31 protein-coding genes are annotated in these 23,729 nt (G+C 55.7%); 1 reads left to right on the forward strand and 30 read right to left on the reverse strand.

The features are described from left to right. Positions 1–9 precede the first annotated feature (9 nt). The 22 genes from AC5Q5A_RS19400 to AC5Q5A_RS19505 form a co-directional block, all read right to left on the reverse strand. Positions 10–606 (reverse strand): hypothetical protein, encoded by a 597-nt coding sequence (locus tag AC5Q5A_RS19400; protein WP_493896311.1) that lies wholly within the window; start codon positions 604–606, stop codon positions 10–12. Positions 607–681: 75 nt separating this feature from the next. Further along, positions 682–1,191, reverse strand: a complete 510-nt coding sequence (locus AC5Q5A_RS19405; RefSeq protein ID WP_493896312.1) for a DUF7931 domain-containing protein — start codon at positions 1,189–1,191, stop codon at positions 682–684. Positions 1,192–1,562: 371 nt separating this feature from the next. Beyond that, a complete protein-coding gene (locus AC5Q5A_RS19410; RefSeq protein ID WP_493896313.1) occupies positions 1,563–2,033 on the reverse strand; it encodes a helix-turn-helix domain-containing protein in 471 nt (156 codons plus the stop codon). Positions 2,034–2,170: 137 nt separating this feature from the next. After that, the gene (locus tag AC5Q5A_RS19415; protein ID WP_493896314.1) at positions 2,171–2,659 is read right to left on the reverse strand and encodes a 3TM-type holin; all 489 of its coding nucleotides are present in this window, start codon (positions 2,657–2,659) and stop codon (positions 2,171–2,173) included. 174 nt (positions 2,660–2,833) lie between these two features. Further along, positions 2,834–3,304 (reverse strand): cell wall hydrolase, encoded by a 471-nt coding sequence (locus AC5Q5A_RS19420; RefSeq protein ID WP_493896315.1) that lies wholly within the window; start codon positions 3,302–3,304, stop codon positions 2,834–2,836. After that, the gene (locus AC5Q5A_RS19425; RefSeq protein WP_063088040.1) at positions 3,301–3,624 is read right to left on the reverse strand and encodes a hypothetical protein; all 324 of its coding nucleotides are present in this window, start codon (positions 3,622–3,624) and stop codon (positions 3,301–3,303) included. Before AC5Q5A_RS19425 ends, AC5Q5A_RS19420 begins: the two co-directional genes overlap by 4 nt. A gap of 136 nt (positions 3,625–3,760) precedes the next feature. Then, a complete protein-coding gene (locus AC5Q5A_RS19430) occupies positions 3,761–4,066 on the reverse strand; it encodes a hypothetical protein (protein WP_008890208.1) in 306 nt (101 codons plus the stop codon). 307 nt (positions 4,067–4,373) lie between these two features. Further along, complete coding sequence (gene terL, locus AC5Q5A_RS19435) at positions 4,374–5,882, reverse strand: phage terminase large subunit (protein ID WP_493896316.1); 1,509 nt, start codon at positions 5,880–5,882, stop codon at positions 4,374–4,376. A 104-nt stretch (positions 5,883–5,986) separates the two neighbouring features. Further along, positions 5,987–6,250, reverse strand: a complete 264-nt coding sequence (locus AC5Q5A_RS19440) for a hypothetical protein (RefSeq protein WP_286791720.1) — start codon at positions 6,248–6,250, stop codon at positions 5,987–5,989. A gap of 125 nt (positions 6,251–6,375) precedes the next feature. Next, positions 6,376–6,693, reverse strand: coding sequence for a hypothetical protein (locus tag AC5Q5A_RS19445; protein ID WP_286791719.1), 318 nt, complete (start codon positions 6,691–6,693; stop codon positions 6,376–6,378). Positions 6,694–6,702: 9 nt separating this feature from the next. Further along, on the reverse strand, positions 6,703–7,809 hold the full coding sequence (locus AC5Q5A_RS19450; protein WP_493896317.1) for a phage head spike fiber domain-containing protein: 1,107 nt from the start codon (positions 7,807–7,809) through the stop codon (positions 6,703–6,705). A gap of 56 nt (positions 7,810–7,865) precedes the next feature. Further along, positions 7,866–9,269 carry a hypothetical protein gene (locus tag AC5Q5A_RS19455; RefSeq protein ID WP_493896318.1) on the reverse strand — a complete coding sequence of 468 codons (1,404 nt, stop codon included), beginning with the start codon at positions 9,267–9,269 and terminating at the stop codon, positions 7,866–7,868. Positions 9,270–9,305: 36 nt separating this feature from the next. Beyond that, the gene (locus AC5Q5A_RS19460; RefSeq protein ID WP_493896319.1) at positions 9,306–9,752 is read right to left on the reverse strand and encodes a hypothetical protein; all 447 of its coding nucleotides are present in this window, start codon (positions 9,750–9,752) and stop codon (positions 9,306–9,308) included. Next, entirely contained in the window at positions 9,752–11,680 is a 1,929-nt protein-coding gene (locus tag AC5Q5A_RS19465; protein ID WP_493896320.1) for a phage tail protein, read from the reverse strand. The genes AC5Q5A_RS19460 and AC5Q5A_RS19465 overlap by 1 nt, the downstream gene beginning before the upstream one ends. Before the next feature lie 132 nt (positions 11,681–11,812). Next, the gene (locus tag AC5Q5A_RS19470) at positions 11,813–12,559 is read right to left on the reverse strand and encodes a hypothetical protein (RefSeq protein ID WP_493896321.1); all 747 of its coding nucleotides are present in this window, start codon (positions 12,557–12,559) and stop codon (positions 11,813–11,815) included. Next, complete coding sequence (locus tag AC5Q5A_RS19475) at positions 12,556–13,026, reverse strand: hypothetical protein (protein WP_493896322.1); 471 nt, start codon at positions 13,024–13,026, stop codon at positions 12,556–12,558. The genes AC5Q5A_RS19470 and AC5Q5A_RS19475 overlap by 4 nt, the downstream gene beginning before the upstream one ends. A 172-nt stretch (positions 13,027–13,198) precedes the next feature. After that, positions 13,199–13,777 (reverse strand): phage connector family protein, encoded by a 579-nt coding sequence (locus AC5Q5A_RS19480; RefSeq protein ID WP_493896323.1) that lies wholly within the window; start codon positions 13,775–13,777, stop codon positions 13,199–13,201. 67 nt (positions 13,778–13,844) lie between these two features. Further along, positions 13,845–14,450, reverse strand: coding sequence for a phage tail protein (locus AC5Q5A_RS19485; protein WP_493896324.1), 606 nt, complete (start codon positions 14,448–14,450; stop codon positions 13,845–13,847). A 76-nt stretch (positions 14,451–14,526) separates the two neighbouring features. Then, a complete protein-coding gene (locus AC5Q5A_RS19490; protein ID WP_493896325.1) occupies positions 14,527–15,150 on the reverse strand; it encodes a phage tail protein in 624 nt (207 codons plus the stop codon). An 89-nt stretch (positions 15,151–15,239) separates the two neighbouring features. Then, positions 15,240–15,788 carry a phage tail protein gene (locus tag AC5Q5A_RS19495; protein ID WP_493896326.1) on the reverse strand — a complete coding sequence of 183 codons (549 nt, stop codon included), beginning with the start codon at positions 15,786–15,788 and terminating at the stop codon, positions 15,240–15,242. Between the two features lie 95 nt (positions 15,789–15,883). Then, positions 15,884–16,159 carry a hypothetical protein gene (locus AC5Q5A_RS19500; protein ID WP_493896327.1) on the reverse strand — a complete coding sequence of 92 codons (276 nt, stop codon included), beginning with the start codon at positions 16,157–16,159 and terminating at the stop codon, positions 15,884–15,886. 153 nt (positions 16,160–16,312) lie between these two features. Further along, positions 16,313–17,128 (reverse strand): phage capsid protein, encoded by an 816-nt coding sequence (locus AC5Q5A_RS19505; RefSeq protein ID WP_493896328.1) that lies wholly within the window; start codon positions 17,126–17,128, stop codon positions 16,313–16,315. A gap of 279 nt (positions 17,129–17,407) precedes the next feature. On the opposite strand from AC5Q5A_RS19505, the gene AC5Q5A_RS19510 reads away from it, so the two are divergent. Further along, on the forward strand, positions 17,408–17,536 hold the full coding sequence (locus AC5Q5A_RS19510) for a hypothetical protein (protein ID WP_493896329.1): 129 nt from the start codon (positions 17,408–17,410) through the stop codon (positions 17,534–17,536). A gap of 6 nt (positions 17,537–17,542) precedes the next feature. On the opposite strand, the gene AC5Q5A_RS19515 is transcribed toward AC5Q5A_RS19510, so the two are convergent. From AC5Q5A_RS19515 to AC5Q5A_RS19550, 8 genes are all read right to left on the reverse strand, one after another. Continuing rightward, positions 17,543–18,193 carry a capsid assembly protein gene (locus tag AC5Q5A_RS19515; RefSeq protein ID WP_493896330.1) on the reverse strand — a complete coding sequence of 217 codons (651 nt, stop codon included), beginning with the start codon at positions 18,191–18,193 and terminating at the stop codon, positions 17,543–17,545. 143 nt (positions 18,194–18,336) lie between these two features. Then, the gene (locus AC5Q5A_RS19520) at positions 18,337–18,582 is read right to left on the reverse strand and encodes a Bbp19 family protein (protein ID WP_493896331.1); all 246 of its coding nucleotides are present in this window, start codon (positions 18,580–18,582) and stop codon (positions 18,337–18,339) included. Then, positions 18,582–20,105: a portal protein gene (locus AC5Q5A_RS19525; RefSeq protein ID WP_493896332.1), complete on the reverse strand. Its 1,524-nt coding sequence runs from the start codon at positions 20,103–20,105 to the stop codon at positions 18,582–18,584. Before AC5Q5A_RS19525 ends, AC5Q5A_RS19520 begins: the two co-directional genes overlap by 1 nt. A 2-nt stretch (positions 20,106–20,107) precedes the next feature. Further along, positions 20,108–20,344: a hypothetical protein gene (locus tag AC5Q5A_RS19530; protein WP_493896333.1), complete on the reverse strand. Its 237-nt coding sequence runs from the start codon at positions 20,342–20,344 to the stop codon at positions 20,108–20,110. 240 nt (positions 20,345–20,584) lie between these two features. Further along, the gene (locus AC5Q5A_RS19535) at positions 20,585–21,106 is read right to left on the reverse strand and encodes a hypothetical protein (protein ID WP_493896334.1); all 522 of its coding nucleotides are present in this window, start codon (positions 21,104–21,106) and stop codon (positions 20,585–20,587) included. After that, the gene (locus AC5Q5A_RS19540) at positions 21,094–21,534 is read right to left on the reverse strand and encodes a hypothetical protein (RefSeq protein WP_493896335.1); all 441 of its coding nucleotides are present in this window, start codon (positions 21,532–21,534) and stop codon (positions 21,094–21,096) included. Before AC5Q5A_RS19540 ends, AC5Q5A_RS19535 begins: the two co-directional genes overlap by 13 nt. 382 nt (positions 21,535–21,916) lie before the next feature. Then, positions 21,917–23,176, reverse strand: coding sequence for a type II toxin-antitoxin system HipA family toxin (locus AC5Q5A_RS19545; protein ID WP_493896336.1), 1,260 nt, complete (start codon positions 23,174–23,176; stop codon positions 21,917–21,919). Next, on the reverse strand, positions 23,166–23,504 hold the full coding sequence (locus AC5Q5A_RS19550) for a helix-turn-helix domain-containing protein (RefSeq protein ID WP_493896337.1): 339 nt from the start codon (positions 23,502–23,504) through the stop codon (positions 23,166–23,168). Before AC5Q5A_RS19550 ends, AC5Q5A_RS19545 begins: the two co-directional genes overlap by 11 nt. Positions 23,505–23,729 lie beyond the last annotated feature (225 nt).

Below are 23,729 nucleotides of genomic sequence, written 5' to 3' on the forward strand. Positions count from 1 at the left end.
ACCTTTCCCTTACTCCACCTGATCCACAGTCAATTTTTGCACATACAGTTGCTCAACTTTATTTATTTCGGCAATCTGATCGTCTGCGTTCTCTTTGGCTTTTTTCACGGTATATTTACCGAGAAGAACTGATACAACAGGAAATATGCCGATAAAAAGCACTCCCCAATAAGTTAGATGAATGCGTTCTTCAGTAAAACAATCTGAAAGCCATAAAAAAACACCAGCATCATGAGCAACGCCAATACAAAGTAGAATACCAGTAAAAAAAGCTAAAATAGTAATTATGAAAAAATCAATATGGCACTCAAACCAAAACGCGTAAATCACTCCCCATAGCCCAGGCAATTTTGCATCTTTTTCGACTGGACACAACCAACGCCTCCCCTCATCTTCCAGATTGGATAACCGCGCAACAATTTTATATGTCTTAAGCGCACTTATACCATTCCCCGGGTTCCTAAGGTCACCCATTTTAGAGCCAACATAATCGCGAATAGCTTTTCTATAGCGAAAACGCTCGAGCCCAATGTAAGCAAGATTTAACGCAAAGGCGATGGCTACTGCAGGCTCTAGTTTTGGCAGGAGAGATATTACTTCAGTCATAGATCGACCCAAACAAAAACGCGAACACAAATATTAATGTTCGCGTTTTTGTTGCACAAGAACTTATTTTAGACGTTAGTGTTTTATTGTGAGCTCTTCGGTCGAATTACCCCACATTTCAGCGAAGATATCTGTAAGGTTTTTTCCACCAATCCTGTCACCAAATGCAGCAATTGCAGCAGGAACAGATTTATTCTTTTCAAAGCGATAACTATCTCCGTCCATCACAATGAAGTGGAACGGTAGATCTTTGTACTTCTTATCAAGGACACGAAACTCCACATCCGAGTGGTCTGCAAACTCTGTTGCAAACGGGTGGTCCTTTATATCCAACTTCTCGGGCTCTTCCACCAAGACTTTGATTTTATGGTCAGTAGTAGATAAAAACAGCTTCGCGTGCTCAATTACACTGTCTCGACCATAAACTAACGCATCAAGCTTCCCTGTGAGTATGCACACTTCATCGCCTGCGTACTCGAACATAGCAGCAGCTAGGACGGACGCATGCTCCTTAGAGCTGTTATAAAGCGGCGTGCCGTCTCTACGGCATGCAGCATCCCGAACTTTTTTTGCGTATGCATTCATGATTCTGATACTTCGTAAGTTATGTGAGCATGATGACCGCTACGCCAAACTCACCCAAAAATGACTCAACCCACACAGAAACTCAATCTTAAAGAGAGTCTTCATTTAAGATAACAGTTAACAGTTAACAAGAAATTTTTGTATCACTTTCTCCAACTCGCTGATTTTAAACGCAAACAAATTTTGACAGATTTTAACCTTCTGCTTTCTTTGCTCATTACAGATTCGAGACGGTTTATTGGTATGTCGTGTGACCAACTATATAAGAAATAATATTTCAGTTGCAATTAGCCCACCCTCTTACACACATCGGCCAGAACACAGGCATCAAGAAGTGCTGTAAAATGGTCTGCCCGATATGTCATCTGCCCTCAATACCCTTTCAAAAGAAGCTCTGCATCCATCTTTGCCAACTCAGACAAAGCCTCGTCACGCTCTGCATCCCGGGCTGTTTTATAGGCAAACAAATCCTCTGCCTTGATCCGGCGGTGCCGCCCGACGGTGGCATAGGGGATGTCGCCGGTTTCAAGCAGCTTGATCAGATAGGGCCGGGAGACGTTCAACAAATCTGCCGCCTGTTGCGTCGTAAGCTCTGCCGAAAGCGGGATCATCTGAAAGCCCTGACGGCTGGACACCAGACGCAGCAACGCCATCAGGCTTTCAGTCAGAGCCGGGCTGAGCGTAATCGTTTCCGGTTTACCGTTACCGGGCATGACGGTCAGCTTGGTATCCTCACCATCCTTGGTCTGCGACGCGATAATCTGGCGGAGCTGATCGGCAGTCGCGCTTTCAATCTGGGTTGGCAATCTACCGCCAAAGTCGTCTTTGCGAATTGCGGACATAGTGCAATCTCCATTTCACTTTCCGGCGCCAGCCTGCAATTTTTCTACAAATTTTCTACAATTTTTCTTGTAGCTTTCTTACTTATACACACCCGCCCGCTTATTCGCAATATTCGAAACAACCGCAATAAACGAAATCACGGGATCTTCTTATCCGCACTCCGCTTCACCACACTCACGCCCAAAACGCCCAACGCAATGCCCCAGATCGGGCTGGTATTGACGAGTGCTGCGATGATGGCCGGGGCCTGTAGCGGGGTGAGGATGATGGCATAGGCGATGGCGCCCATGGTCATGATCCAGGTGAGTGCGACGGCGTAGCCGAAGCTGGGGCGCCAGCGGCGGACAAAGGCGTCTTCGCTGGCGACCTCGGCCCGGATGGTGCGGTTGACGGATTTGACTGTTTCGATATCGCGCTCCAGTTCGATTTCGGCCATGCGTTCAGTGTGGCGGTTGGCGGCAATGAGTTGTTCAGGGGTGACGTCGCCCTTGGTGACGGCGGCCTCCACCTGTTTAAGGCCCTCGGCCGCGGTTTTGGCGATCGGGTTGTCGATATGATCAAGCCCCGCACCCACCGCCTTCATCAAAAGCGGCAGGCCGATTTGGGCGAGCAATGCCGGGATCATCAATGTTCTCCATCAAAGTCGAGTGCCCAACCGATGGTCGGGATTGTCGTTAAGGCGTGACGAAAAGGAGCATTGGCGAGAACCGGCGCGCAGCGTACGTTTGAGTACGTGAGCACCGGAAGCGCAGCCAATGCTTCTTTGCAGTCCGTCTTGGCGGCAAGAGCGGCCATCGGACTAGCCGATGTTCTTGTAGAACAGATGATTTCCGATTTCCGCACACGGCACATTCCCACGCGCCCAGAACGGATCAACCGCATGGGTGTGATAATGGGTGGCGCCGTCGGTTTGGTCGGGAAGCTCGCCTGCCACCGCGCGCTTGGCGATGCGTTTGCACAAACGATAGGCCGGGTCGCGCGAACTGAGTGCCAGCAGCTTCTTGCGGTTGGGATCATTCGCATTCCAGCAGGAAAACTGTGCCGGTTTCAGGCACACCAACTTGATGTCATTGCCCCACCAATAGCGCCCGCGTTGTTTGGCATACGCCACCCGGTTTAGGATCACCGATGCCACCGCCTCGATCCCGGCAAGCTCCTCGCCACGCGCCTCGCCATAGAGGGTGCGGGCAAAGACTTCGACCTCGGGCAGTGTATCGGGATCGGTGACCGGCGTTGATAACGATCTGGTCAGGGTTTGGGGGTCGGTCATAGGCTCAGATCCTTTTTGCTCGGGATGGGGGGCATGTCGAGCTTGGCCTCGATCCGGAGCAAATGGCCGGTCAGGCGTTTTTCGACATCCTTGAGATAGGGGATGGAGACATAGTTGCGCGCGACATCGAGCTTGAAGGCAGCCAAGGCATCGCGCAGGTCGCTGGCATCTGATTCCTCGCGGGTGCGGAGTTGCTCCACCCGGCCAAGCAGTTCGGAACGCATCCGCCAATGCAGCCAGAACAGGCTGGCGACAGCAGGGATTTCAACAGCCGTGATCCACCAGATCACATCAACCGTCTGGGTCACAGGCAGGGTCATGGGGGCCTCGATTTTCAGACAAAGAAAAACCCGCAAACCGGTGGTTTGCGGGTCAGGTCGACCGCGCCTCCACCCGGGGCGACATCCCACGGGCTGGATAAGCGGTCAAAGCAGTCAGGAGGCGGGGAAGCTTGGTTTAAGCTGCCGGGCCTTTGAGCTTTTCTTCAAGGTCCTGCCAGGCCTCGCCAGAGGCGACAAGGCAGCTTGGGCCAGACGGATAGGTAAACAAAATCGTCCAGGTCTGGCCATCGGGGGCTTTAAGCACCTCGATCACGCCACCATTGGACGTCACGCCGACCGCGACCGGTTCTTCGGAATATTTTGCGCTCAGGCTGTCGATCACCTTGGATCGATCCCCGCAGACGGGGGATGCCGAGGCTGGGGTGTGTGTTACTGCAACGGCACCTGCCACCACAGCAATCAAGCTCAGTGTTTTCAACATGGTCAGGCCTCCTGGCAGTCAGGTGCGCCCACATGGACGTCTTGTTTTCCTGTACTGCAAAATCAATCAACAAATGATCTTTGGCCGCTTCCTTGTGCCGGCTTCATGGGCCGGGACCCGTCTTTTTCTGGCTTCGAAAACTCACTTTAGTATAGGAAGAAAAATTACTTACTATGCTTTCATATAATAAACGTAGGGACCAAAGCTGAATTTTCCATGAATATTTCACAAATGTGATACAGACCTGCGCTAACCATTTGGCATTGTGAGAAAGTTTTTTCCTCCCTCACGAATTGAAAGCCCGTTCTCACGGGTTGAAATGGCTATCGGCCCGGAAAATCCCGCTTTGTGCCCGCCAATCGGCCCGTTTGACCGGCATATCGACCCGTGGCAAACGCACCGGATCATGCAAAATACAACCCGCCACCGCATCCAGCCCGTCATCAGCACCTTTGTTGGCATTGCTGTTATCGGGATGCCAATCGCGCATCTGGCGCAGAAACGGTGTCTGGCAAACATCGCAATGGACATGCAGCAATCCTGCCCCCATCACCGCGCCAAAGGCATCCTCGATACGGGTGGCCTTGTTGGTGCTCTCATGATGTTCTACGACGCTTGCCGCCCATCCGATTGATTTCAGTTCACGCCGCAGGATATTGGGCAGGAACCGACCAATGCCATTGGTCTCGACCCGGACCGACGGCAAATGATGGCGCGCCATAAACTCGGCGACCTGCGCACAAAGCTGGCTGGCCTCATCGCGCCAGGGCATATCGCAGTTTGCCGCCGGTGCACTCGGATCAGACGCCCGCAGCCACGCGATATCCTGCAGCCAATATTCCCCCTGATCGCAGATATAAATGCACGCAACCACCGCCCCGTCGCCCCGAAGCGACCCGAAACTCGGATCAAAATGGCAGGCACTGGCGACCATGGTCCGCCCGCCAATTCGAAGGCTCATGCGGCCATTGCCATGCGTGATCTCAACTTGATCGTCGTAGAAACGCAATTTTGCCGGATCGAGCATCCCGGCCACCGGGGCCATCATTTCAAGCATCATCTGGCTTTGAAACTTGCGCTCTGGCGTGCGGATCCGCATCGCATCAATCGCGGCCAGATCAAATCTTTCCGGCCAGTTTGATGTGCCGTCCTTATTGACGATGGGAAGCTCGAAGCGTGAAAAACCGGCCAGAAACGGGGCAACCTCGCCGAGCTCGGATCGCGCTTCATCGGCATAGATCGAGTAATAGCTGTGCGGGGTGCCGACATAAAGCTGCGCACCGCTTGGTCCCAGCACATAGGCAATCTCGCCAAGCTTTTCACGCAGTTCGGCACGTTTATGGGCGGTGTCGCTGTTTTTGGGCACCTCGACATCATCGCAAATCACCAGATCGGCGCGCGACCCGGTAATGTTGCCGCCAATGCCCACCGCCTGCATCGACGGATCACGCAACACAGCCGTGCGGGTCACGGTAAAGCGCTCACTCCCCCAATCGATAAGCTTTTCGGGCAACAGGGCACCCATCAGCGGATGACGCTCAATCACCCGCTTGACGTTGCGCACCATCTTTTTCGCCAGATCCAGATCGGCGGCCAAAACCAGAATGCGCAAGTCAGCATCACGATAAAGCACCCAGGCACAAAACAACCCGACCAGCGTCGACTTGCCGGAATTACGAAACGCCATCAACAGCATCTCGCGTTTGCCCGACTGCCAGCAGTCCTCAAGCCAATCGGCCATCTTGCGGTGATGGGCCGGCAGGCTGAGCCCCAACATCTGATCCCAGATCCAGACGAATTCGGCGAAGCTTGCCATTTGCTCGATCCTCGAAATGATCAGATTTCTTTATCTTGAATACAAAAAGGCATTCGGCGACGCATGCCGCCGAATGCCCTTCACATCACGATGAGAATTGCGGGTCAGAGGTTTGTACAAACCCCAAATTTGCTTTCCCAGGACTTGCCCTTGGATTTGTCCTTGCAGTTATGGGCATCACGGTTACTCAGAACCTTGCCTGTGCAGTTTTTAGCAGACCAGCATTTCTGCTTTTGGGTCGCACCCTGCACCTGTTCAATCAGGCTGTCTTCCGAGCTCGAACTTGCCGATTCCTCGTCACCACCATTGGCAAATGCAGGGCTTGCCATAAACATCAGGCTGGCAAAAACAATCATCGCATTTTTCATGGTCTGTCCTTTCTAAAGTTAGGCATTTATCGCTGCGCGACCTATGCCGGCAGCTTTCAAGGACGTCTCGACAATCACGGATGTGATACCATCACACAAAGATCACAATGCTTTACGCCAATCCCTCAGCTGGCACCTTCAAGCGCCTCCTTCGCTTTGGCGATCAAATCGCTGGTGTTCATTGCATCGTCCGCGCCGTCGTCTTCCCCGGCACCCTGCCCCTCAGACGCCCAACGCAGCAGTTTGATCAAACCATCAAGATGCCCAAGGGCGGTTTTGCACGCCGCCTGATGCGCATTGAAATCCTTGGCTTCGCGCAGAAGCGCTGCCTGCTGTGCCGCCCGGCGATAGGCATTGCGCACCCGTTTGATGTCATCGGGCAAATCGCGCAGCAGTTCCGCTCGCAAGGTGGCAATTGGATCGGTGTTTTCCGTCTCACGCATCGCCCATCCTCAGACAGTTGAAAGCTCTGACAACCGCACATTGGAAAGCTTTTCCGGCCAATAGGCGAGATTACGGACATGGCCGTTCAGTGCCTTGTCGGTTCCGCCAAACGATCCCAGCACGATATTGGAAAAATTGCGCGGCATGACAAAACCATCGGGCGAGGACAACACCACGCCATCCAGCCCGACCGAGATCACATCATCATCCCACGCCAGTGCGATGCGATGGCGGGTGTCCTTAGCAAGACTTCCATAAAGCGACTGGGTGACGAGCGGCACGCCACCCGAACGTAGCGAAATGCGCAACTGATCGGCGGCACTGTCATAACCAAGATCAAGGTGATCATCATTAAGGCTAAGCGAGTAAAGCTGCACGATCCGCCAGATGCCCGCCCAATCGGACGCGGTATGGATATCAAAAACCAAGGTTCCCCGGCCTTGGGCGAACCAGTCGCCGGGATCAAGCCGGACGTTATCGCAGGCGCGCGCGGCCGGGATGCCGTTGCTGATGATGTCACTGGTGGGCACGGGGCTGGCTTCAAGCTGCGCATTCCAGATCAGGATGGAGGCCGGAAGCGCAGTTATGGCGGTGCTGATTTTCGGATAGCGCGTGCTGTTTGATGCCGGTTCCGCGATCCACACCCGCTGCCAGTTTTCACCCAGGGCAAAACCATGTGCGGAAGCCCCGTCAATGCCGCCAAGCGTGATGTCGGCCGTGCCCGAAACTGCGCGCATCCAGACGGCAAAGCTGTAGGTCTGGCTGGCCACAAGCCCACCGACATTCTGATAAAGTCCATCCGCACCACCGGAAGTGCCCGGCAGATCAAGCTGCATCGCGGTTTGGCTGCCATCCGGGGCAGCAATGGTGCTGCTGGCCACGGTCACACCGCTGTTCTTTTCCCAAAGCGCATTGTCAAAGGCGATTGAGTAGCGCAGCAGATTGGTCGCCGCCCCCTCGATCAAAAGGCCCAGGCGCCGACCGAGCCGGTCATGGTCATAGGCCGGTTCATCAATCGCGCGGGTTTCAAGCAGGCCATTTTGGCCGCGAACAAGCTTGTTACTGGCGCGCGACACGTTCATGCAGGCCGCAAGCGGCTGATAACGCAATCCCATTGGATGCATCTCCGATCAGTGTGTGTGTCGATGGATGGCAGGTGCGTGTTGGCGCGCTAGCCGCCAATGCGATGGATATGACACCAGGTCAAAAGATCACTCGCGCCGATGTCGCGAGTTTGCGCATCACTATGCGACAGACGCAGGCGCAATCCGGAGCCGGGCGTTGGATTAATCCGGGCAATACCATTCAGGCGCAAACTGTGCGCCGCCCCGCTGCCCATGGCGGTAATGTCATTGGCCTGCAAGTGGCTCGACCAATCGGTGCCGTCAAAGCGTTCGAGCGACAATGTGGTAAAGACCGACTGGTCGGTAATCGGGAAACGCACCCCGATATCAACATGATAAAAGCCCGGCGGCAGGCCGGTCACGCCATGCACGGCACTGTCATAAAGCCCGTGGCTGTCTTCAATCACCTGATCCCATTCGACCAGAAACGCCCCGCCGGCCGGGATGGATTGCGATGCCACCCGCAAAAGCTTCACCACCGGGCCGCTTTCATGGATCGGGGCGGCAAACCAGCGCGTGCCATCACAGACCAGATCGACCATGTCACCACGGGTCGGCAGCGGATAGATGGTTGCCTCCGCCCCGCCGTTGGTCGGGCGGATCACATCACCCGATGCAGTTGCGATATCGACCATCGTGCCATCACCGTTAAACACCCGAAAGCGAACGCCATTGCGCGCAAGTGACGCCACCGGCAAGGTCAATTGTGCCCCGCTTGAAAGCCGGACAAGTGATCCGGTTTCGCGGATATCCATGATCCGGCTGACCGGCGCGTCAATCACCGGCATGCGGCGCTCATCCTCCCACGCCAGAACATCGCCACTGCGAAAATCAAGATCGAGCATCGCCGAGGCGGTTGATCGCTCAAACGACGCACGTGCTGTTTCAGATCGGCTTTCGGCGGCTTCGGCCCGGTTGGCGGCATCTTGTGCCTGGCTGGCCTTATGGCTTGCGACCGCAATGTCATCGGCCGTCGGCCCATTGGCCAACCCAGTGCCATCACTGTTCCAGATCAGCGCCCGACCGGGCTTGATCACCGGAAGCTCTGCCGACGCGCCCTCGCCCTGATCCGCGCCAAACCGCAACGTGCCGACAAGCGCGCGATCAACATCGCCAAGGGCGGCCGTCATGAAATCAAGATCGCGCTCCAACGCATCACCGCGCGGGATCGACATGGCGTCAAAGCTACTCAGGCGACGCAAATGCAACTGCCGGGCAATATGGATCGTGCTGCCATTTGCCGGCGGATTTTCAAACCGCACCACGCCACCCCCGCCCTGATCGGTGGGTGTTAGCGCGATATGAAAACCGGTATCGGTTTCCGTTCCATCGATGCTGATGCGCACATCGCCCGCATCAAACACATCGAAATCAAACGGAAAAATATCGCGCGCGCCATCGCCGACAAAGGCGATGGCGGCACGGATCTGATTGGCAAAAACAGCGCCCATAGCTTCTTCCCCCTAATAAACCTCAGCCCCAGAACCTCAGCCCCAGCCATCGCGCTTTGAAAACCAGGCATTCAGCCGCGCAACAGTGTCATCCTGTGTGGATCGCAACAGCGACTTTTCGCGCCAGGCGGCCTGTTGGTTGATGCGATTGCGGTTTCTCGCGGCGGCATCGGCACTCTGGTCTGCATCCTGCCGCGCGGCCTTTTCATAGCCCGCCAGCACCGCACTGGCCGATCCCGAGCCCCCGGCGATCAAGCCCGATGCCCCTTGCCGGGCGCGTGCGGTTGCCTGACGCCGCCTAAGGTCTTCTTCGCGATTGGTGGCGTCTTCACGCTCCCGCGCTGCGATCTCGGCCAGCTCCGCCTGACGGGCTGCTTCGGTTTGATCAATACGGCTTTGTGCATTGGTCTGGTTGGCGCTAATCCGTTGTCCGGTTTGCAGCACCGATGCCGCCATCGGCACGATTGAAGTAAATCCACCCATCAGTCATTCACCCCCATTTCACTGGCCGCACCGAGCAATAAAAAAGGCCGGGGCAATGCCCCGGCGATGCGCCATAATCCGCTTTTAACTGTCCCCCCACTGCCCCGCCGCCAGCCCAGTGCGCGCAGCATGATATCCCCGCTATAAAGCGCATCTTTTTCATCGGGTGGTGCAGATACCGGTAGTGCGACATCGCGCAATCCCCGACCGGTATCAACGCGCAGCTGCCCGGTTTCCTGCAAACGCAACGTCACCGAGACCAGCCGCACGGCATTGCCGCCATGCGGGCGACTGCCATCCGATGCAGCCGGCGGCAGGGCATAAATTTCATGGGTAAAGGGCAAGCCGACCTCGATCTCCGCCACTGCCCCGATGTGATCTGGCAGCGTAATCGTGCCCCCGGCAACCGGGATGTCATCGGCAAGAACGCCATCGTGCCAAACGCTGACATCCAGACCATCGAGCGGTTCAAGATTGCCCCAATGTTTGCGTGGCGGTTCGCCCTCGGCCACCGCTTGGCGGCGATAAAGGTCGAAACCGCATTTCGGGTCAAACACGCCGAGGAAATAGCGGCCATCGCGTTCCAGCACGACATAGACATCCCCGCCGGATACCGAAACGGATGCAAAGGCACATCCCGTAACCGATTGCGCCGACCAGGCGGTAATCGCCTCAGACCGATACAGCGTCAGGGTCGCAAGCGAACCATCGCGCATTACCACATGCAAAAGTCTGCGTTCCGGATCAAAGGCCTGATCGATGGGATGATGGATCAGATGGCGTGACAGCAAGGCCAGATCGGCCGAACCATAGGCCTGTTCGACATCGGTAAACAGGAATTCGCGAATTTCGCGTCCGCTCCGCCCGGCAAAAAGCGTTGCGCCATCGACATTGACCAGCGGCACGGTGCGATCACTTTGGCTGCCAATCCGGGTCTGGCGCGTGACCTGCACATTGGCCGGGGTGAGCGGATCACCCGTCACCATCCATTCCGATCCGCTGGTAAAGACCTGCAAATGACGCCCGGCGAAAATGCCGGTAATCGCATTGACCTGATCGGCCAGAAGGGCAAATTCAATTGCCTCGTCATCAAGCCCTTCGCCGAGCTCGAAATTAAACAGATCGCCGGATTTTGACATCCACAACCGGTTGGGCAGATCGCGCGATCCGCCAATGATCAACCGGTCCTGATGAAAGGTCACGCTGCGCGGCCAACCGCGCACCTCGGAAAAGGCCTGCTCGACAAAATCGACGGTGGCGTTCGTGTTGGGCAGTGCCTGCTTGAGTGTAATCTGCGCGGTGCGGGCATCAGACACACTGGTGATTTCGCCCTCAATCCCCTGAATCCGCCACAACGTGCCGACATGTTCTGGCACGAACACATCCATATTGGCAGTGACCGTGACCGTTCCGCTGGTGCCCGACGGGCTAAGGGTCGCAGCCGGTTCGACAAACTTGTAGTAGGGCTGGCTGGTACGAAAATTGGTTTCACGCCAGGCCCAAAGGCTGGTTTGCCAACTGCCATCGCCGGTGCGTGTGATCCGGACCGGCTTGGCATCCGGATGCACGACCAACAGCGTATCCGCACTCTGCGTCCAGTTCAAAAGATCATGGTGCGCAGGCCCAAACGTGGTTTCAAACCAGATCGTCTCAACCCCGTCTTCAAACACCAGTGCGCGGTTATCGCCAAAGGCCAACAGATAGGTCTGCTCGGTATTGAACTCGAACTGGATCAGGCGGGCCGGACCCGGCAATTCATCAATCAATCGAATGCCCGGACGCCTGCGCACCCCGCCCGAGGGTTCGATAAACACATTGCGCAGGCGTGCGGCCCCATTGGCATAGGCGCTTAAGTCTGAGCGCCCCCACAATTCAGGGGCCAGTTCGCCGGTTGAAAAGGTATTTTTCTCCAGAACGCGGCGTGCCATGGGCTCAATTCCTTGCAGAAATCAGGGAAAAATCATCAATCGGCTACGGGCAATCCAGGCTTCGACCGAAAACAAAAAATGCCCGGCTCACGAGAACCGGGCAGAACAAAACCTAATTTCCATAGAAGGCAATTAATGTACTTTGGCTAAACCTAGTCGAGCATCCATAGCTTCGGAAAGGCCTGTGAAAGGAACAATTGTTCCTGCCAGTTCCAGGAGACCCAAGCGGTCCGTTCGCCAATTATCAGTGTCATCATAAACCAGCAAAGACTCTGCCTTGATCTCGGCATTCTCCCGAACGTCAATATGTGCGACCACTCGTGAGCTGATCGAGGAGAGGTCAGGGATGACAGTATCCATAATAATCAGTTGATTACGTCCGCCCTCAAAAACATGCTCAAACTTATGAGATGTGTAGCGCCCGGAAATAGTTCGGTCCCGCTCAAATTTGAGCAAGTCTTTCTCTTTTACAAATTCAGCAACAGCTAGCTTAAGGTCTCTATGATGTCGGGGTTTCATTCTGGCTATTTCTGTGTTTACAGCTTCCTGAACCGCATTGGAGACAAGGACGACAGCCGCCGACACTTCAGCAGCAGAGGTTTTTACATAAATTTCACCCTTTTTGGAAATCTGAACACCAAAATGAGCTGCATGAGCTTTGAACCTTTTGGTCGGAAACTTGTCTCCCAGACCTAAATTTTCAATTTCCGTCATTGCCAGCCCGCAGTCAGAAACCACGATCTCGCTGGTTCCGCCAGTTATCAGAACCTGCACGACCTCGCCAGTTGACAGCAAGCAAGTAGTATCTACAAGCGTCCCGTGCTCTACGGGACGCGCCCGCGCGATATCTGCGGAAATTTGCACATATTTGTCTGTCATAGCAGCGTCTCCCGCAATGGCGGTTCCGGCAATTTTGATTTTGGCAGCGCGATCTTTACCATACCACAGAACCATTCGAAAGCGGTCTCAATATCGGTCGATCCTGTATACGAAACCGCCTCTTTCAGGTTTTTGGGAATCGGTGCCCTTCCTTCCGGCGCATTCAAATGCCACGGGTGGAAGTGACTTCCATGGATCGAATGTATCCGGGGCTTGCGGTTCATATGGATCAGTTCCTTGCCTACATCAAGGCGAAAGACCGGTGGTGGTATCATCAGCATGATACTGTATTTCAAGTATGGTGCGCCGCTACTATACGTAATCTCAACATGCGTTCCACCTGTTCCCCGAAAGATAACAGGCCATTGCAATCGGAACTGATTGTCTTTCGAGCCCGCAATCCAAACTGGTTGGCCGGAAAGTGACTTGGTTGCGTCGAGGTAATGAGCAACTTCATCCGCTCTCATTGGATTAAGTCCTTGACCATGCTTTCATATAAGAAACGTAACATTCATGTGATTGCAATCCAAAGCCCAAACACAACCAGAAGAAAAAATTAATGTGCCCGATACCGTTACGGGACGCAGCCGCGCAGCAATTTCTCAAATAAACACCTTGCGCAACCCTGTCGCTCTCACCCTACCCCCGCGCCTCAATCAGCGAAAACCCCTCAATCGCCTGCGGGGTCGATTGCTGCGCATCGGCAAGTCTGGCTTCGCGCAACTGGTCCTCGGCCCGCTTGAAAAGGTACTCGGCGCGTGTGCTGCTTTCAGTCAGCGGCAGGCAAAATTCGGCTGCCAACCGCGCCATCAGGGCCATGTCAAACCAGGCCGGAAAGCTACCCTCGGGCAAGCGCGCGACATAGCTAAGATACGCACTGTCACCCGCGACCAGAACCGCCTGATCGCGCAACTCAAACCGGGCTATCTTGCCGCCGTCATTTTCCAGCGACAGCAACCGGATAAAATCGCGCGGCAGCGCAAACAGGGTGCTGTCCTCCTTGGCCGAAACAGCCCCATCCCCATCGGCCAAACGCGACAACCACGCCCCCCGCCCGGCAAACCGCCAAGGATAGCCCGCCAGCATCCCGTCGCGCACGGTGGGATACAGCATCCGGGCAATCTCGGCCTCGGCAACGTCTTCTTCAAAAGACGAAATCGGCGCCGCCCCGATCATCACCAATGCGCGTGCACACAACGCCACATCACTTAACGCCATCCGTTTTGCCCCCAAACAAAAACGGAGCCCGGAAAACCGGGCCCCGCAAGGTGCTAGATCACAGCAATCAAACCTTGATGATGTAATTCACCACCAGAAACGGCTGCATGTTGTTGTGCGGCTGGTCGCCGCCAGCATCCGACACCGAATACCATTCCTGCGAAGTCGGGTTTACGCCCCGTTCCGCAAAGGAACTCATGCCGTAGGTTTGGAGATGCGGCGCACCATACTGATGAGTATGAGAGGGCATCTCATCGACAGTAAGCTGATGCGTTTCTTCGCCATCAACCGCGCCGATCACACGATCCGAAAGGCCATCACCCTGACCGGCACCAATCGGTGCACGACCGCGCAGGTCCGGCAGTTTGAAACTGCCCGCAGCCTGCCCGACACCATAGGTCGTGCCAATCGCGGTAAACAGATCGGCATAGTCCGCCGCCAGAAGTTCCGCACCATCACAAATCATAAAGCCTTCCGGTGCCACCGAACCGGCAAACGGCAGGATGGTCGCAACCGGCACAGAACCGCCACCGGCCCCCGCCACCGGCCCCCCCCCGCCAAACAGGGTTTCAAGTGCCTGCAACAACTGCGTATCGTCCATGCGATCCGGGACAATATCGGCTGCCAGAACAACATTGAGAACTTCACTTTCGACCGGGCTCAAACACTGCATATGAATTCTCCAACTCGGATAAAAAAGAACCCCGGCAAACAAGGCTTGCCGGGGTTAGTGAATTTCTCTGAACGACTTATGCAGACGTCGGATAAAACGCCTTGATCGCATAGGTCATAGCAATGTTGCGGGGGCGGGTTTCGTCACCTGTAAGACGGAAACGCAGAGCCCTGTTGTTCCCGCCTGTGAGATCATCGATGTTCATGGTCCGATCGGACCAAGAGCCATCCTGCGGGATCGTGATCAAGGGTGTCTCTGGGCCATCATTGTGAATTTCAACTTGAGCAAGCCGGTTCGTGGTCGTGTCCTGTGCAGAGCCAAATACACGCCCATCATCAACCCCACGACCATCATCAAAGCCACGCACAAACTCGCCACGCAAATCCGGCAAGTTAAAGGTCGACACCTGATCACCTTGCCCCCAAAGGGTCCCGATGGTTGCAAACAGATCAGCATACTCGGTACGTGAAACGGCCGAGCCATCACATACCAGCCAGCCAGTTGGCGGGGTTGGCATGGCGAAAGCTGAGACCGAACCGATTTCACTGCCAGCCACGATACCGCCATCACCAGAACCACCGCCTGCAATCAGAGCTTCGATGGCCTGCAGCAACTGGGTCTTGTCCTTGCAATCAGGCCAGATGCCTGCCCCCTGAATAACATTGAGGATTTCACATTCGACCGGGGTATTACCCTGCATGAGCAGTCTCCTTGGTTGATAAAAAGAAAACCCGGCAGCGAGATACTGCCGGGGCGTTTGAAAAGATGTGGATTGGTTGCGGGTCTTACTCAGTTGCTCGCAGGGTGGATTGCCTTGATCGCGTAAGTCACCGCAACGTTGCGCGGGCGTGTTTCATCACCGACACGCGCATTCGGGGAATCGGCGCTATCGAAATGAAGCCGGTTCTGATTGGTGATACCGGATGTCGCGTCGGTGGTGCCTGATTGAGTGGTGTAGCTAAATACACCCTCGGGCGAGTTAAAGCGGCTCACGACACCGATACTGCCAGTGATCTGTTGCATCTGATCACCCTGATCAGACGCGAACACACGCCCCTCATCCACACCACGGCCAGCATCAAAGCCGCGCAGGAACTCGCCGCGCAAATCTGGGATATTGAAAGTCGTGGTGCCATCACCTTCGCCCCAAACTGTGCCAAGTGCAGCGAAAAGCTCGGCATACTCTGCGCGGGAAACAGCCGAACCATCACAGATCAGATAATCGGCCGGCACGGTCTGGGTGGCAAAGGCATGGATGGAGGCAATCGGCACCTGAAGGCCAGCAATCTGGGTGGCGTCAAATTCGGTGCAGATGGTAATCTTGTTGCAATTACACATGGGCAATCCTTGTTTTGATCAAAAGAAACCCCGGCGACACACGTCACCGGGGCAAGGTTGAGGGAGGATGAAATGGGTGGATCGGGGGTGTGCGATCAGTCGGTGTTTGAGGTGCCGATTGCCGTCATGTCGCGGACATCGACACCGTTTGCACCGGAGCTTGCGACGACGAACAGGCCGCCGGACAGGGTGGCGTCGCGGTTGGTGTTGGCGATGATGAAATCGCCGACGCGCAGCATGTCGCGCGCCTCAAGAAAGTAGTTCGTGGTATCGACGTCGGCGGCGACGTCCGGGGTGATGTAGTGCCACAGCGTAAAGCCGTTGGCGTAGGCCAGAACACTGAGGTTTCTGGCTTTGAAACCTTCTGCCATTTTGGGCTCCTGATATTGGAAAATGTTGGGCTGAGCGTTTGGCGCGAGATCCCCGCCTGCGCAGGGATGACGGCGTTGATTAAGGTGCATGGAACGAACGTCATTCCCGCGCAGGCGGGAACCTCGAGCGGCATGCTCAAAAGGGCTTTAGCGTTATTCCTTCGCCTGCAAACACACCACGCCGTCACCATCAACGAGGGTTGCGCCCTGGCTCATGGAGTTGTTGACAAAGTGGGCAGCATGATCGCCGTGCCAGGTGATGTCGGACTGAACGTCCGAGCCGATGGCATGGCCAATCGCGGTGCGGTGATACCAGAAGCAGGAGCGAATGCCGCTTGCGACCGGCAGGCCCGAATGGGGCATCCAAAGCGTTCCGAGCCAGCGTTTGGCCTGGGTTCCCTTCCACGGCAGGTCTTCATCGCCGATATAATCCGATCGTGAAAATTCATCGATCAGAAGCAGTTCCGACCACTGTTTCCAGCCGACAATTGCATAGCGCTGCCCGTCATCGGGCACATCGCGATCACCAAGGCCCTCGAACGCCATCATCACCTTATCAAGCGTCATGCCCTCGGTATTATCGGGCAGGACATCCTCGGCCCCGACCAGGGCATTGATGATCAGCTCGTCGGTCTTGCGGCCAAGCGCATAGGCCCCGGCATTGGCCAGAACCATCTTTTCATCATGGTTGATCTTGAGTTCATCAAGCGCATCGACCCAGTCACCGGCATAATAATCACGCAGGTCACAGCGCACCGCCGCGTGATCGACATTCATTACCGGCACCTTGCCGTGCCGGGCCTTGGTGGTGGCCGTGCCCTTGCCGACCTTCTGGAAAACCGTGGTCGCGCCCTTGATGGCGTTTTTCACCCGCACCGTGTTGCGCAGTTTTGATCCCATGCGTTGATAGGCCTGATGCACATCGGCCTGAAAATGGTCGATGAAGCTTTGATCAATCGTGGTTGTCATCGCCTTTTATCCCCTTGTTTCAGATATGGTTTTGTCGTGATTGCAGGCAGCCGTCGGGGTTCAATTGCGCTGCCTGTAAAGGCCGATGCCACAATTGCCCCAAAACCGGTCATTTTCCGGCCAAGGTTTGGTGTTTTAAGAGCGCTGTTACAGGGAACCTCATCCATCGAGGTTCCGTAGGACACGCGCTTGATTTGCCCCGACCTGTTGCACCCGACGGGCTTTTCTGCGCGGTCCGGTCCAAGACAAACAAGAAAACAAAGAAAAAGAGTATCTGCCGTGAAGAAGTCGGTTTTGCTTGTGTTCAGCCTGATCGGGCTGGGGACTGCGGGCTATTTCCTTTTGCCGCTGACCCCGATCCCGGACTATGTCAACGCGGTCATCGACCGTGCCGACAAGCTGTTCTAGGCCTGACTAACCACCAGAAAGCCGGGCAAAATCCGCCTGCACCTCGGCGACCAGCGTTGGATCGCGATCCCGCCAATAGCGCGGATCATTCATCTTGCGCCGGATTTCGGAGCGAAGACTGGTCTCCCCCGCCCCGCCGTCAGACTTGCCAAGGGCTGCCTCATCGCCATGGGTCATCATGCGATGCATGGCACGCACGCCATCGGCACTTTGACAAAGCGTCTCAAAGGCGGCCTCTGGCAGGTTGGCCTTGCCCCAGCTTTCGATTTTTGGGGCCAGCTTTTTCCAGCTTTCCACCCCGCCAAACTCGGCCGCCAACGCCGCACGGTCGGTCGCGCGCTGTGCCGCCTGATCAAGATCGCCCAGAAGCGGTGAAAGAACCTCCCCCGCCAGATCATAAACCAGCTGAGCCTGTGCGTTGCTGAAGCCTGCCGCATGCAGGCGCTGGTTTAAATCCGTATCAATATCTTCCATGCCATCTGCAAGCGTGATTGCGTAGGCGTCCGGTGTTTCGGGCACCAGATCGGCGAGGGCTGCGGCATCAAGTTCGGGTTCTGACGTTTCATCGATGGTATCAAGCAACTCGGGTATTTCTACTGACTCCGGTGCTTCCGGCGTCTCGGTTTCCGGTGCGAGAAGGTCGGGTTCGGTTGTCATGCGAATGCTCCGCTTATTGGGGTCAAACTTGGGGTTTGGTAGATGTGGCTCGGGATCCCCGCTTTCGCGGGGATGACGGTGGACAGAACAGGCGTAAGGAACGAACGTCATCCCCGCGGAGGCGGGGACCTCGAGCAGCGAGCTCACACCTCCTTTAAGCCCCGCGCCAGCCGTTTGATCTGCAGCACCAGCGCACGCTTCCCTTCGCGCATCCAGATCGCCGCAGTGCTGGCATCCGGGCCAAGGGCTGTGTGCAGGAAATGGCGTTCAAGATCGGCCAGCACCTTTGCCCCGGCGTCGCTATCAAAACAGGCCTGCCAATGGTCGCTGCCGTTTTCCGAAAGCGTCTCGTTCTCGGCCTCGAACCAGTCCCATCCATTATCGGCCATCACACCGCCTCCGTGATTTCGGGTGGCAGGCTTGGCCGTAGAAGATGGTCCGGCACGCCAAACTGATCGGCAAGCCAGCGGACCATGACGGGCAAATCAACCTCCGCCAAGGCATCCGGGCCAAGGGCGGCAATCCGTGACAGCCAATCCAGCGCCTGTCCCGCCTGTACGCGTTTTGGCAGTTGTGCGAGCGGGGCCGCATGACGCAGCACCACGACATCGCCATCCAGCGGGATGTCGGGAAGTTCCCCGGTTTGGGTCAGGATATAAAGCGCACGCCGGATTAACGGATAAAGCAACTCCGCCTGCAACCGGCCATAAGTTGCGCCCAGAAGCCTTGCGTTCTCGGACGCGCGTTCAAGCACCTCGGTCGCGGTCATGCCCGGTTGATCGGTTTGCCCCAACCGATCGGCCAGCAAACATCGCCGGATACGATCGCGCAGATCAGAAAGAACAAGATCCGACACATCAAACCGACCGGGCGCCTCAAGCGGTTTGAGCCCCGCAGACCCCACGGCCTTGGGGATGATGCTACCCGGCACAAGGCGGATGGTGGCGGGGTTCAGAACGCCATCATCATCGGCCTGCCAGATGCCCGTCACCGCGATGGAGGCGTTTTTAAGCACCAGTTCGACCACCTTGTTGGCAGTCTTGATATCGGGCAGGGCCTTCATCACCGGGGACCGGCCATAAATCTCGCCCGGTGCCTTCATCCAGCGAAAGGCGATATAGGGCGACACATCAAACCGGTCGCGATAGATCAGATCATGGGTATTGGCGTCACCGTCTTCGCGAAACACACACAGCTCATAGCCGGTTTTGTGATCCGTTGCCGGAAGCACAGCCTCGATCACCGTGAAGCGTTTCGGCGCGTCCTTGTCATCGCGATCATCACCGGCAAAGCCCTTTGCCCCCGGCCAGGTTGCAAGGATTTCCGCGCGGGTGAGTACCAGTTTTCGAAACACCGCATCCATCTTGCCATCGGATCGTTCTTCAAATGCCAGATCGCGCAAGGGGACAGCCGTAAAGCGTAAAGCAGACGGGCTGTGCAAATCGGCCTTTTCGAGACGCAAGCACGCAGTCCCAGCCGTCACCAGATCCAGAAACGCCTGATGCATTTCGACCGCAAAGTTGGACCGATCAAAATGCCCCTGCAAAATCCGAACGGCCCGGCCAAGTTGCTCGGTCAAAGCCTGTCGATCCGCATTGGCGACATTACCACCCGGTTCTAACTCAAACCAGCCGCCACCGGGCGGGGTGATTTCGGCCATCAGGCTGGCGGCAAGCTGTTCGACCGCGTCCGATGCAGTGGCGTCAAACACCCGATCAAGGCGCTTGCCGCCATTGGTCTGGTTGCTGGCCGCCGCATTGCGCTGTGGCAGGGCGAATTCGTAGCAATCCTGCCAATGGGCGATCCAGTTGCGCCGGCGCTCCATCGCCTTTTGAAAGCGGGCGCGCAATTGGGTGATATCTGCCCCGTCGGTTGCCTTGTCCTCAGTCACAGCCTTTTGCGAATTCGCCATGCCTATTCCCCCAAAAGGTTCTTGCCGCCACCCGCCTTGGCGATGCGGTCCGTCAAAAGCCCGCGATAACTTGTCCCGATCAGGCTGGCCCGTCCGTAACGGCGGCGTTCAAGCGCCTCGGTCCGGGCAGATCGTGCGGCGTCTTCAGCACTGGTGTCTTCTTCGGTTATGGTCGCCGTTGACGTTGGAACCGGCGGCGCAACACGTGCCGGTTTCGGCGTGGAAAACAGACTTCCCATCGAGGCCTCCGGGTTGTGATGTTTGGTGATGGTTGCAAAAGAGCACGGTGAGCGAGATCCCCGCCTTCGCGGGGATGACGGTGCCCAAAACAGCAGCATGAAGCGAACGTCATTCCCGCGCAGGCGGGAAACTCGATCCACAAACGCACGGCCAAACGCAAAAACGCCCGCAAGGGTCGGAACCCTGCGGGCGCATCTGTGGCGTTGATTTGTCTCTTATGTCACATTAAAAAGAACAAATCAAGAACATTTTTCAGAAAAAAACACATCCCCGATTTGATCGCGCGCAATCCCCTGTTGCAGATGGCGATAGAGCTGCCAGGGGGTAATGATCCAGAAGGCCGAAATACCCAAAAGGCGTTTGATAAGCTCGACACAGCTCATCGGGCCGAAGCGAACCTTGTGTGTGATCGAGGCCGGATACCGCGCCCAGATGCAGTGATAGCCGAGGCCACGATAATAGGCCGCCGGATCAAAGATCGGCGAATAGCACCAGCTTTCGCAGCGCACCCGATGGCTTTGCGGATCAAGGCAAATCCATTCCCCGGCCCGCACCCCGGAGACCAGCACAAAGCAATGGCGAAATCCCGGTTTGAGAACCCGCAACAATCGCTTTTCCGGCGCATCGGCAAAGACCACAAGCACCGAAACCTCACGCCCCGACGCAAATTGATCGGCCCAGTGATCCATCCATGGACCGGCGGATTCCTGCGCCGTTTCAGCGATTTGGGCTTCATTGAAAACGTTGGTTACATCCCGCATGGCGACAGATCCCCACCCAGTTCCACGGCGACATCTTCGTGATGGAAACTTTCATCATTCCCGCGTTTGACGATGCCGCGTGTGACCAGCACATTTTCAAGCGCATCAAGGGCCTGTTGCCATAAATCACCCTTGTCCTTTTCGCGCGGATCACGCGCATCGGGTTCACGTTCGACCAGCCCGAAATATTCCAGTACCTGCAAATGCCGCTCATTCAGAATGCCCGCCTTTTTAAGGCGCGTCACCGCGTTATAAACATCATCAGGATCACAGGGGCGCACAACCTCGCCTGCGTCGGCCACCACACGGGCACCCTCGATCCGCGCAGTTTGACAGCGCACGAACCAGAACCACGCCTGCCTCGCACTGGAAAAAGGGGTGATGTCGCGCGCAGAATGCGGTTTGGGAAAAAGTCGTTGTTCGGTCACGTCGCCCTCCTGCTGGATAAAACCTGTTCATTCCACCGGACCTGCAACCACCCCTTCACCGCGTCAAACCTTTGAAAAGTTCAAACTTTCCCGTTCGCGCATCTTGCGATGCACGCTGGTTTGATGAATGGTTTGTGATGTCCCCAAGGGCGGTGTTCCGCCCGCGCATATCGACGGTTCTCGCCGTCTTTTCAGTCGAACCTCAAAAGGCCCGACTTATTTCCAGATGCAATTCCGGTGTTGATATGCAAGCTATAATCCCTTTTTGTTCTCATTGTAAAGGATTAATTTCCTATTTTTACTGTTAGCGGCCCTGGGAAAGGCCATATTGCAGAACAAACAGAGGTTCAGGCGCCAGAGTCCGGACGCCAAGGTTTGGACGCTAATAGCCCTCAAAGGCATATTCCCGGAGAATCGCGCGTTCGCGGAGCAGGGTGCAATCCTGATCAGACAGATCGACATCCTGTGCCAGTTTTGGGAAAAGATCCTTAATGGCTTCAATCTGAACCTTGATGATGGCTCTTGCCTCTGATTCAGACAGGCCGAAGTCTGGTGCCGACTTTAATGCCAATGCCAGTTGCGAGTGGTTTGACTCTGCAAATACCGACATCGCCTGATTGGCCGCATATGACATGCGCGGGCGCGGATCAATATCGTAAGCAGGTGTCAGGCCAAGGTCCCTGCCATCCCAGAATGCCGCATGGTTCCGTGCATGATCGTCTGTATTTCCCACCAGAATATTGAAGCACATGCGCCCGAACAGCTCTTTGACGTCTTTTTGCGGCGTTTTGCTTCTTTGACGTAGCGCGGTCGCAAGCATTGGATAGCTGGCATAGCGTGCTTCATGCTCTGCAAGACCAAGTATGGTCAATCCAGAGACCATCGCGCGTCGTATCTCGCCTTTGTCTGTAGTGACCCGGTCAAATCGCTCTATCAAAAGAACATCCTTGCCGGAGACGGTCGCAAGCTCGACCTGTGCAACATCCAGTCCCGCAGCACTTGCCATTTTCATGGCAATATACTCGCCCTTGACGACCGAATGCTGGTCATTTGAGGCGGAAAACTTGGCAATATACTTTGTCTCGTCCGCCTTGATCTGTGCTTTTGGTCGCGCCCCGCCGATGGATGTTCCGTGGCGCAGCGCTTCATCCAGCTCCTGGGGCAGTGGCGTTCCCGCCTCAACATAGGATGCTGCATTCATCAGCATTTCAAGGGTCACTTCGCCTTGCTGGCGGGGAACGTATTTTTCTGCGGACACCTGAAAGTCGAGCGCACCAATCCTGTCAGAGCCGGATTGCAGCATGAAATTCATTTCATCGAGCGCATCGACATCAAGCGCGTTCCCCTTTGCCCCGGACAGCCGATTGACAATGACCCGACGCCCCCAGAAATCCGGGCTGCCATCGCGCAGGCAACCGGCAATCGTCAGTGGTGCCTTCGGCGCGATGATCCCCTTTTGCAACGGGAGCTCCGGAAAATAGACCGCGATGGCATCAGGGTTATTGAGGTAGCTTTGACCATATGTAAATTCGTGAATCCCGTTGACCAGATCCAGCCTTCCGGCCACCACGGGCTCTGTCGCGTTCGGCAACCAGATCCAGACGAACAGTGACTTTGCTGGCGTCAGCAATTCAGAAGTCATCCTTCACCTTCCTGTTCTGCGCCTGAAACGCCCTTTGCCGAAGGACGGAATGATATCGTCGCTCGGTCGACAAGGATTTCGACACATCATCCGGCCGATCCCCCAACAACGGAACCCCGACGATCGCCGCGATCTCAAACACCGAACCAATTCCTACCCTTGGATCTCCGTTCTCAACACGGGCCAGCAAGGGGCGCGATACACCTGCCCGTGCAGCAAGATCCACCGCTGTCATGTTTCGCTCAAGACGCGCGGAACGGATCATCAAACCGAGCAGTTCAATCGCTTCCCTTGATTGACGCGAGACGCTCTTTTGATTTCTGGCCATGAAACATCGCCTCCTGTGCTTGGCTGATCTTATTCCATCGCAAGGATGTAATATATAGATTACTTTAAAGCATTTAACGCAATTTATATATTACTCTAAAAGCGCATTCTTTGCGGTTTCACCTTTTCAAAGGAGAACCGCCCGAAGACTCACATGAAGATACATATATATAATATTAAACCTCATAATGTAATATATATATTCCGTATTGTATATTATTCACCG

It is taken from the genome of Thalassospira sp. CA1 (genome assembly GCF_059052855.1).